Annotated in this window: 10 protein-coding genes, 1 rRNA gene and 1 other RNA gene; 8 read left to right on the forward strand and 4 right to left on the reverse strand. The window is 40.0% G+C overall.

All coding sequences use genetic code 11. The features are described from left to right. Positions 1–302: 302 nt before the first annotated feature. From M028_RS0113325 to M028_RS0113340, 4 genes are all read right to left on the reverse strand, one after another. The gene (locus tag M028_RS0113325; protein WP_197031418.1) at positions 303–1,004 is read right to left on the reverse strand and encodes a deoxynucleoside kinase; all 702 of its coding nucleotides are present in this window, start codon (positions 1,002–1,004) and stop codon (positions 303–305) included. A gap of 10 nt (positions 1,005–1,014) precedes the next feature. Then, positions 1,015–1,662, reverse strand: a complete 648-nt coding sequence (locus M028_RS0113330) for a deoxynucleoside kinase (protein ID WP_026574313.1) — start codon at positions 1,660–1,662, stop codon at positions 1,015–1,017. Positions 1,663–1,854: 192 nt separating this feature from the next. Beyond that, positions 1,855–3,138, reverse strand: a complete 1,284-nt coding sequence (locus M028_RS0113335) for a LysM peptidoglycan-binding domain-containing protein (protein WP_026574314.1) — start codon at positions 3,136–3,138, stop codon at positions 1,855–1,857. Between the two features lie 54 nt (positions 3,139–3,192). Next, the gene (locus M028_RS0113340; RefSeq protein WP_026574315.1) at positions 3,193–3,741 is read right to left on the reverse strand and encodes a cysteine hydrolase family protein; all 549 of its coding nucleotides are present in this window, start codon (positions 3,739–3,741) and stop codon (positions 3,193–3,195) included. 68 nt (positions 3,742–3,809) lie between these two features. Between M028_RS0113340 and tadA the strand changes: the two genes are divergently transcribed. The 8 genes from tadA to M028_RS0113375 form a co-directional block, all read left to right on the forward strand. Beyond that, on the forward strand, positions 3,810–4,343 hold the full coding sequence (tadA, locus tag M028_RS0113345; RefSeq protein ID WP_442852787.1) for a tRNA adenosine(34) deaminase TadA: 534 nt from the start codon (positions 3,810–3,812) through the stop codon (positions 4,341–4,343). A 77-nt stretch (positions 4,344–4,420) separates the two neighbouring features. Beyond that, an RNA gene (ffs, locus tag M028_RS32110) (signal recognition particle sRNA large type) lies at positions 4,421–4,685 on the forward strand. 166 nt (positions 4,686–4,851) lie between these two features. Continuing rightward, positions 4,852–6,537, forward strand: coding sequence for a DNA polymerase III subunit gamma/tau (gene dnaX, locus M028_RS0113350; protein ID WP_026574317.1), 1,686 nt, complete (start codon positions 4,852–4,854; stop codon positions 6,535–6,537). A gap of 21 nt (positions 6,538–6,558) precedes the next feature. Next, positions 6,559–6,882, forward strand: a complete 324-nt coding sequence (locus M028_RS0113355; RefSeq protein WP_372512556.1) for a YbaB/EbfC family nucleoid-associated protein — start codon at positions 6,559–6,561, stop codon at positions 6,880–6,882. A gap of 60 nt (positions 6,883–6,942) precedes the next feature. Next, positions 6,943–7,539: a recombination mediator RecR gene (recR, locus tag M028_RS0113360; RefSeq protein WP_026574319.1), complete on the forward strand. Its 597-nt coding sequence runs from the start codon at positions 6,943–6,945 to the stop codon at positions 7,537–7,539. A 19-nt stretch (positions 7,540–7,558) separates the two neighbouring features. Further along, positions 7,559–7,777, forward strand: a complete 219-nt coding sequence (locus M028_RS0113365) for a YaaL family protein (protein ID WP_026574320.1) — start codon at positions 7,559–7,561, stop codon at positions 7,775–7,777. A gap of 86 nt (positions 7,778–7,863) precedes the next feature. Continuing rightward, entirely contained in the window at positions 7,864–8,127 is a 264-nt protein-coding gene (locus M028_RS0113370) for a pro-sigmaK processing inhibitor BofA family protein (protein ID WP_026574321.1), read from the forward strand. Positions 8,128–8,429: 302 nt separating this feature from the next. Then, a 16S ribosomal RNA gene (locus tag M028_RS0113375) occupies positions 8,430–8,632 on the forward strand; the annotation flags it as partial.

An 8,632-nucleotide genomic window follows, 5' to 3' on the forward strand; every position in this document is an offset into this window, starting at 1 on the left:
GAGGATGCGGTCACTAACAGGACGTCATAGTGCCCGCAAAGAGGGAAAAGTGGAGGATGCGGTCACTAACAGAACCCCATAGTGCCCGCAAAGAGGAAAAAAAGAAGAAGCCGGCAACAAAAAAGTCCACATAGTGCCGGTAAAGAAGGGAAAGTCAGGAGCACGGTCACTGACAAGCGTCCATAGTGCCCGCAAAGAAGGGAAAATCAAGAGCACGGACACCAATGAAGTCTCATAGTGCCAAAGATAAAGAAAAAATAGCACAAAGCCTCATGAACTCCATAAAAAAAGCACATACTGGGTTACCCAATATGTGCCTTATCTTTATTTAAGATTTCATTTAGTTTTTCTTCAACATCAAGGCAAACCTTTTTAGCATCCGCCTCACTTTTCACAACATCCGTAGTGTCCATATCAATAATAAGGACTTCACTTGCATCATACTGATTCAATACCCACTCATCATAGCCCTTCCACACCTCAAAGTAGTATTCTTTCAATTCAGGATTAATTTCAAAGCTGCGGCCGCGCGCCATGATGCGGTCAATTACCGTATCAAACGAACCTTTCAAGTAGACCATTAAGTCTGGAGCCTTTTTAGGGAGCTCCTTTAATTCTTCCATCATATTTTCAACAAGCTCTTCATATATTTTAAATTCCAGGTCCGCAATTCTGCCGAGATTCTTATTTACATATGCAAAATACCAATCTTCATAAATGGAGCGATCCTGAATCGTGTAAACCGGTTCCCGCCAGTTAATGCATTCCTTCACTGTTTTAAAACGTTTATTTAAGAAAAATAACTGTAAGAGGAAAGGGATCCTTTTTGCATCCAATTCTTCTGGAGTCAATTCATAATAGAGCGGAAGAATTGGATTATCATCCACCGCTTCATAAAACACCTTACTTTCGATTCCTTTATTTTTAAAGTGTCCACTTAAGGTGTCAGCTACACTTGTCTTTCCCAGACCAATCATACCACCGATAACAATACTCACGAACATCCCCCTGTTCTTATAATGTATTAGACCAACTGTTTTGTTTTAATGAATTCGATAGTTTTTTAATAATATGCTGTAAGTCCTCTTCATTTTTTACAAAATCTAACGCATCGCCGTTAAAGCGGAGAACGGGTATTTCTGGATGTTCTTGTTCAAAGCTTGCCAGAGCATTTTCATAATCAATTGAAAGCTGCTCTAAATACAATGGGCTGATATTTTTCTCAACCTCTCGTCCTCTGAGCTTGATTCGCTTTAATAACGTATCAAGACTCGCATTCAAATAAATAATGACATTAGGCTTTGGCATATCGGAAGTCAAAATTTGATAAATTTTATAGTATTTCTCGTATTCTTGTTTATTCAGGGTCCGAGAAGCAAAAATCAAATTTTTAAAAATATGATAATCAGCTACTACCGCCTGATTTTTACTTAGATAATGAGTGTTGATATCCCCTAATTGTTTAAAACGATTGCAGAGAAAAAACATTTCCGTCTGGAAACTCCATTCCTCTATGTTTTCATAAAATTTCCCTAAAAATGGATTCTCATCAACAATCTCTTTTAACAAAGCAAAATGAAAATGGTCTGAAATGGCTTTTGCAAGAGATGTTTTACCTACACCAATCGGCCCTTCAACGGTAATAAAGGGTGTATCCCCCATTGTATATCCTCCCTCTCCACTGCCTGATCTTTCTATAATGAACCAGTCTAAAAACGGGTCTTTTTTACTGTCTTTTTAAAAGTGACACAAAGAATATTTTATCATAATCTTTAGCAGGAAGGGATATGGAATATTTACGGGAAAATTAGTTTTTTGTGGAATAAAAGAAGAAACTGCCCGAATAGGGGCAGTTTATGTTCTTTTTGTTACGTTAAAGTTGTCAACGATTAACAGCCAGTTTTGCGGGAAGGATAATCCTAATTTCCAATAGCTCATTCCCCGTAGTTTTAATTCCTTAATTAAATCAAATTTTGCTTGGATGGAGCGGGCATCTTCAAACCAGACTTCATGCTGCTTACCACTCTGAGTATATTTAAAAAACGGTGCTTGTGCCTTTGAATCATACTCAATTGGTACATTATGTGTGGCGGCAAGTTGAATCGCCTGTTGCGGGCTGACAGCTTTCGCAACGGAGCCTTGAACAAACGGCAATGTCCAGTCATAGCCATATAGATTTTGCCCCATAAGAATTTTATTTGAAGGCATTTCGCTAATTGCATATTCTAATACCTTTCTAACCGGTCCAATCGGGGAGACCGCCATTGCAGGGCCGCCGCTATAGCCCCATTCATAGGTCATGATGACAACAAAGTCAGAAATTTGCCCATGTGCTTTATAATCATGGCCTTCATACCATTTTCCTTTTTGCGTTGCACTTGTCTTAGGGGCAAGTGCCGTGGACATTAACCAGCCTTCATTCTTAAAGCGGGCCTTTGCCTTTCGTAAAAACGTATTATAGGCTTCACGGTCAGCAGGACGTAAATACTCAAAATCAAAATGAATATCCCGAAATCCATACTTCTTAGCAGTTGCGACAATATTATTTAAAAATTTATCCTGAATGGCCATGTCTGTAAGTAAAATACGCCCCAACTCGTCACTAAATTGATCATTCTCCTGATTGTTAATGACCATCATCAAAACAACCTGATGGGATTTTGCGATAGCAGGGAAATTGTTTAATAACGGCTCTTTTAATGTTCCGTCGCGGTGGACCTGAAAACTAAAGGGAGCCAAATAGGTCAAGTATGGTGCTGCCTCTCTTGCGCTGCTTTCAAGGACTGGAGCAACAGTGGTCCCGCGAGGTTCAACATAGGCATTAAAATCCGCAGGTCTTTTTTTTCCTTGAGGGATATAGAGCCGTAGACCTACAGAGAGCGGTTGTGTGGCTGATATACGATTAATAGTGGCAAGCTGCTGATAGGGAACTCCCACCTTTTGTGCAATACTATATAGGGTTTCTCCCTGTTTAACAGTATAAAAACTCCCGATAATTGGAATCACAATTGCCTGCCCAATTACAAGATTATTTGGATTTGGTAATTCATTCGCATCGATGATATCTTGAACGGTAGTACGATAAGCCCGGGCAATTGTTGTTAAGGATTCATTTCTTTGAACCACATGAATTTGCATGCTTTTCCCTCCTAACGCACATACGCTACAACAATCATATGAGTGCAAAAGAGGTTACATGATATAATTTTTATCAGTTGCGGGCTGAATATTTGCTTTTAGTACATTTTGCATCATGGTTAAAGCATATTGATTATCTTGGTCATCTGCAGAGGCGATGCAGTTGTCCGGGACGTAAAGCTGAAATTCACGCATGTAGGCGTCATTTGCGGTAAACAAAACACAAATATTTCCGGCAATGCCAGTGAGAATTAATGTGTTCACCTTTAATTGATGGAGCAGAGTATTTAGAGCAGTGCCGTAAAAGGCAGAATGCTTTGGTTTAATTAAAAAATAATCATGTTCTTCCGGAAGCAATATTTCAAACACAGGCTGACTATAATGATTTCTACAGAGTTCAATTATTTTTGTATATTCTGCCCGCCATAAATTATAGTGGTCATTAATAAAAATGACCGGTAGACCTTTTTCATTAAAGTTCTTTTTTAATTTTTTTATAGGATGGGCAATTTGCAAGGCCTTTTTTGCCAAAATTGGCCCGTGGGAAAAATCAAAGTTATTAATCATATCGATAATGATGAGTGCAGGATGGATTTCCTTCATTAAATTATCTCCTCCTACTTTATAGTGTGGAAAGAGCTAATCAATCTTATCCTTGAAAGGAATAAATGATGACGGTGGATGTTAATCTAGATGAATACTATATGAAAGAGGCAATAGAGGAAGCGAAAAAGGCAGAGGCACTAAATGAGGTTCCGATTGGGGCAGTCATAGTCCTAGGGGATGAAATTATTTCCCGCGGCCATAATTTAAGAGAGAATGAACAATCCGCCATTGCGCATGCAGAACTGCTGGCAATTGACCAGGCCTGCCATAAAACAGGATCATGGCGACTTGAGGATGCTACCCTTTATGTAACATTGGAGCCTTGCCCCATGTGCTCCGGTGCTATCATTTTATCTCGAATCAAAAGAGTGGTATATGGAGCACCCGATCCAAAGGGTGGGTGTGCTGGTACCTTTATGAATCTTCTTCAGGATGAAAGATTCAATCACCAAAGTGAGGTAACTCAAGGTGTTTTGGAGGAGGAGTGCGGCCAGTTGTTATCTTCCTTTTTTCGTGCAATCCGGGAGAGGAAAAAAGCAGAAAAGCGTAAGGAAAAGCAAGCACAGATGGACAGGCTTACAAATATTGACATTGGATAAGCGTTGCATTTTCTCATGAATGTTAGTATACTAAAAAAGTGTCAGATATGACGCACTAAAAATTGTTTTCAACTTTGCCGTGCTAGGCGGGGAGGTAGCGGTGCCCTGTACTCGCAATCCGCTCTAGCGAGGCTGAATCCCTTCCTGAGGCTCGTGACCTGTAGGGTCTGCCTTAAGTAAGTGGTGTTGACGCCCGGGTCCTGCGCAATGGGAATCCATGAACCATGTCAGGTCCGGAAGGAAGCAGCATTAAGTGGACGCTCTCATGTGCCGCAGGGTTGCCTGGGTCGAGCTAACTGCTTAAGTAACGCTTATGGGCGCCAGTCGAAGGAAGGTGCACGGCAGTTTAATTACATATTTTTTAAGAAATTACTCATCTCAGAAAAAATGGGATGAGTTTTTTTGTATATTCTAATATTTTCACTTCTTAATTAGATACGTTATAATGAGAAAAGCAGAAGCCTAGACAACAAAAGTTGATGAAAATTTGAGAAGGGGGCGATGTCCATTGGCTTATCAGGCTTTATATCGTGTTTGGCGGCCTCAAACCTTTATCGATGTCGTAGGACAGGAGCATGTGACCAAGACATTGCAAAACGCCCTGCTTCAACAGAAAATTTCACATGCTTATTTATTCTCAGGCCCAAGAGGAACAGGGAAGACCAGTGCAGCTAAAATCTTGGCAAAAGCGGTTAATTGTGAGCATTCGCCTGTTGCAGAACCATGTAACGAATGTGCTGCATGTCGGGGAATTACTGATGGAACAATCTCGGATGTTTTAGAATTTGATGCAGCTTCAAACTCACGCGTTGAAGAAATGAGAGACGTACTCGATAAGGTAAAGTTCGCTCCCACCGCCGTCAAATATAAGGTCTATATCATTGATGAGGTGCATATGCTATCCATTAGCGCCTTCAATGCCTTATTAAAAACATTAGAGGAACCACCGAAGCATGTAATTTTTATTCTGGCAACAACCGAGCCTCATAAAATCCCGCTAACGATTATTTCAAGATGTCAGCGTTTTGATTTTAGAAGGATTACAGCAGGGTCGATCGTAAAGAGAATGAAGCTAATTGTTGATGAAACGGGTGTAGATTGCGAGGAACAAGCACTGCAAATGATTGCCAGGGCAGCAGAAGGTGGTATGCGTGATGCGTTAAGCTTACTGGATCAGGCAATATCGTTTAGTCAAGACCGTGTAACTGTAGAGGATGCACTAACCGTAACAGGATCTGTGTCACAAGGGTTTTTATATAAGTTGGCTCATGCATTTCAAGAAAAGGATGTTGCAAGTGGATTAGAAGCGTTAGAGGAGCTTTTATTTCATGGAAAAGACCCGGCTCGTTTTATTGAAGATTTAATTCTATTTTACCGGGATTTACTTCTCTATAAGACTGCCCCCAATCTTGAGGAATCCTTAGAAAGAGTTACGCTTGACAATGAATTTCAAAAAATGGCGGAAACGATCCCGACTGAACAAATTTATCTGATGATTGACCAGCTAAATAAAACACAGCAGGAAATGCGTTGGACCAATCATCCGAGAATCTTTTTAGAGGTTGCAATCGTAAAGTTGTGCCAAATCGAAACCAAACATTCTGATCAGGCTGCACCTGGGCAAATCTCTCAGCTTCTTGCAAAAATAGAACAGCTTGAAGATGACCTGCGGCAATTAAAGACGAATGGAATACAGGCAGCACAGGAAGCCCCTGCACCTGTACAAAAAACAGCACCTAGGACATCAAGAAAAGGATTCCAGCCTGCTGTTGGTAAAATAAATGAAGTTTTAAAACATGCAACTAAAAATGATATCAATCAAATTAAAAGTAATTGGGCGGAAATGCGGTCACGGCTAATGAAATCACACGCAGCCTTATTAAATGAGGCTGAGCCTGTGGCAGCTTCGTCCACTGCTTTTATTCTAAAATTCAAGCATGAAATTCACTGCCAAATGGCCATGGATAACAACCGCTTTATTGAAACAGTCATGTCTGCACTACAAGAGTTAACCGGCCATCGGTTTACGATCCTTGGTGTGCCTGAAGATCAATGGTTGTCCATTCGGGAAGGTTTTCTAAGTCATCAACATGCTGAAGATGGAGAAGGGAAAGACTCCCAAGCAGAGGAGCAACCCCACATATCTGAAGCAAAAAAACTATTTGGTGCTGAATTTGTAGAAGTTATTGACTAATAAAAATGGAGGTAATGTAAAATGATGCGTGGTGGCGGAATGGGAAATATGCAAAATATGATGAAGCAGATGCAAAAGATGCAAAAGAAAATGGCGGAGGCACAGGAAGAACTGGGTAAACAGCAAATTGAAGGTACTGCCGGCGGAGGGATGGTTACCGTCATCGTCTCCGGTCATAAAGAAGTATTAGAGGTTAAAATTAATCCTGAAGCTGTTGACCCTGATGATGTAGAAATGCTTCAGGACTTGGTACTTGCTGCAACAAATGATGCACTTAAAAAGGCAGAAGAATTGACGAACAATACAATGGGACAATTCACTAAAGGAATGAATCTTCCTTTTTAATGTCCAACATTAGCGCTTGTAGGGGTGCATACGCATTTCTAAGGAGAGGAATAATAGAAAATGCATTATCCAGAACCGATCTCAAAGCTGATTGACAGCTTTATGAAATTGCCAGGTATCGGTCCGAAAACGGCCGCTCGTCTGGCCTTTTTTGTCTTAAGCATGAAAGAAGACACTGTATTAGATTTCGCTAAGGCACTTGTAAATGCCAAACGTAATTTAACTTATTGCTCAATCTGCGGTCATATTACTGATCAAGATCCCTGCTATATTTGTGAAGACGAGCGAAGGGACAGGAGTATCATCTGTGTTGTTCAAGACCCTAAAGATGTTATTGCAATGGAAAAAATGAAGGAATTTAATGGTTTATATCATGTCCTTCATGGAGCGATTTCACCAATGGATGGAATAGGCCCAGAGGATATTAATATTCCTGACCTATTAAAGAGACTTCAGGACGAAACAGTGCAGGAAGTCATACTAGCAACCAACCCAAATATTGAAGGGGAAGCAACAGCCATGTACATTTCCCGGTTATTAAGGCCATCAGGGATTAAGACAACAAGAATTGCTCATGGTCTGCCAGTTGGGGGAGATCTAGAGTACGCAGATGAAGTTACTTTATCAAAAGCCTTAGAGGGTCGAAGAGAATTATAATGTACCGGGGGAATCATTCATGTTTTTTCGACGAAAAGGATGGCTTCGAAAAGAATTTGATGAAAAGCTCTTAACCCAATTAAATAAATTTAAAGAAAATTCACAGCAGCAAAAGTTACTCTTGGAGAAGTGTTTTGATCCGTCAGAAGAGGTTATATGTCAAACAAAGATTGCAGAAGCTAAATACTTCTTCTTAATAAGAGAAGCCAAACAGCGGAATGTATCTTTAAAAAGATAATCGAAAAGCTATCCCATTCTTAGGTCTTTTTTAGATAACTTGTACATAGTTATTAGTAAAAGTAATCTGGGAGGGGGATAGCTTTTTTGGAACCAATTATCATAATCTCCATTTTAGGGGGACTCATTGTTATATTATTATTTTCAGGTGCTCCTTTTAAGCCGGCCCGTTTTATTGGCCAAGCTGCGATTAAATTAGTAATTGGGGCATTATTTTTATTTTTCTTAAATGTGGCAGGTAACCGATTCGGAATACATGTGCCGATAAATTTTGCAACATCAACTGTTTCAGGTTTCCTTGGGATTCCTGGAATGATTGCGCTAGTGGCCATACAAAAATGGGTCATTTAGGTTGAGCCAAGCCGTTCTTAAAGACGGCTTTTTCTTTTTGAAAAAACTTTCAAAAAAGCTATTGACCAATTTAATATATTCCTGTAATATATTAAAAGTCGTCAGCGATTGACGAACAAAAAGAAAAAAAGTTATTGACTTAAATAACTTTAAATGTTATATTAATAAAGTCGCTTTTAGACAATTAAGAGAAATTGATCTTTGAAAACTAAACAAACAAAAACGTCAACAAACAATAATAATCATGTTTCTTCTATTATATAGTGAACATGAGCCAACGTAACAAATGAGCTAAATCAACTTTCTTGGAGAGTTTGATCCTGGCTCAGGACGAACGCTGGCGGCGTGCCTAATACATGCAAGTCGAGCGAATCAATAGGAGCTTGCTCCTGTTGGTTAGCGGCGGACGGGTGAGTAACACGTGGGCAACCTGCCTGTAAGACTGGGATAACTTCGGGAAACCGGAGCTAATACCGGATAATCCTTTTCCTCTCATGAGGAAAAG

The sequence above is a fragment of the Bacillus sp. UNC438CL73TsuS30 genome (assembly GCF_000482325.1).
In the GTDB taxonomy this organism is placed as follows: domain Bacteria; phylum Bacillota; class Bacilli; order Bacillales; family Cytobacillaceae; genus Neobacillus.

Excerpts from the sequence above, each read along its gene's own strand:
- tadA (WP_442852787.1), top strand. The coding sequence starts at position 3,810 with ATGACGGTGGATGTTAATCTAGATGAATACTATATGAAAGAGGCAATA.
- M028_RS0113325 (WP_197031418.1), bottom strand. The coding sequence starts at position 1,004 with ATGTTCGTGAGTATTGTTATCGGTGGTATGATTGGTCTGGGAAAGACA.
- M028_RS0113365 (WP_026574320.1), top strand. The coding sequence starts at position 7,559 with ATGTTTTTTCGACGAAAAGGATGGCTTCGAAAAGAATTTGATGAAAAG.
- M028_RS0113340 (WP_026574315.1), bottom strand. The coding sequence starts at position 3,741 with ATGAAGGAAATCCATCCTGCACTCATCATTATCGATATGATTAATAAC.
- recR (WP_026574319.1), top strand. The coding sequence starts at position 6,943 with ATGCATTATCCAGAACCGATCTCAAAGCTGATTGACAGCTTTATGAAA.
- M028_RS0113355 (WP_372512556.1), top strand. The coding sequence starts at position 6,559 with ATGATGCGTGGTGGCGGAATGGGAAATATGCAAAATATGATGAAGCAG.
- M028_RS0113330 (WP_026574313.1), bottom strand. The coding sequence starts at position 1,662 with ATGGGGGATACACCCTTTATTACCGTTGAAGGGCCGATTGGTGTAGGT.
- M028_RS0113335 (WP_026574314.1), bottom strand. The coding sequence starts at position 3,138 with ATGCAAATTCATGTGGTTCAAAGAAATGAATCCTTAACAACAATTGCC.